The organism is Microvirga sp. KLBC 81, from assembly GCF_003075415.1.
GTDB lineage: Bacteria > Pseudomonadota > Alphaproteobacteria > Rhizobiales > Beijerinckiaceae > Microvirga.
Genome location: NZ_QDAH01000348.1, coordinates 1 through 516, shown reverse-complemented (window position 1 = coordinate 516; position 516 = coordinate 1). Strand labels below are relative to the sequence as shown.

At 63.8% G+C, this 516-nt stretch carries 1 protein-coding gene; it reads left to right on the top strand.

All coding sequences use genetic code 11. The features are described from left to right. Positions 1 to 15: 15 nt before the first annotated feature. A partial coding sequence (locus tag DC522_RS34135) for an efflux RND transporter permease subunit (RefSeq protein ID WP_371681181.1) occupies positions 16 to 516 on the top strand: 501 nt, incomplete at its 3' end.

Below are 516 nucleotides of genomic sequence, written 5' to 3'. Positions count from 1 at the left end.
GATCATCGTGCAAGGCTGGTTCTACAGCAAGGCGCTGTCAGGCGAGCACCTGGTGGAATTCGCGCGGCGGCGCATGCCGGCCGCCGCGCACAGCGGCAGCGCCGCCGCTATTTGATGCCGATGAACGGCAGCGCCGCGCCCGGCTTCTCTTCGGGTCAGGCGATCGAGGCGATGCAGAGAGCGGCGGCCACCGCGCTGCCGAACGACTTCGGCTTCGAATGGACAGGCATCACCTTCCAGGAGCTGAAGGCAGGTTCGGTCGCGATCTTCGTCTTCGCGCTCGCCATCGTCTTCGTCTTCCTGATCCTGGCCGCGCAGTATGAAAGCTGGTCGATGCCGTTCATGGTCATCCTGTCGGTGCCGACCGCCTTGTTCGGAGCGTTGCTGGCGATCTGGCTGCGCGGCATGCAGATGGACGTCTATTCGCAGATCGGCTTCGTCATGCTGATCGGCCTGGCGGCCAAGAATGCGATCCTGATCGTCGAGTTCGCCAAGCATCTGCGCGAACAGGGCATG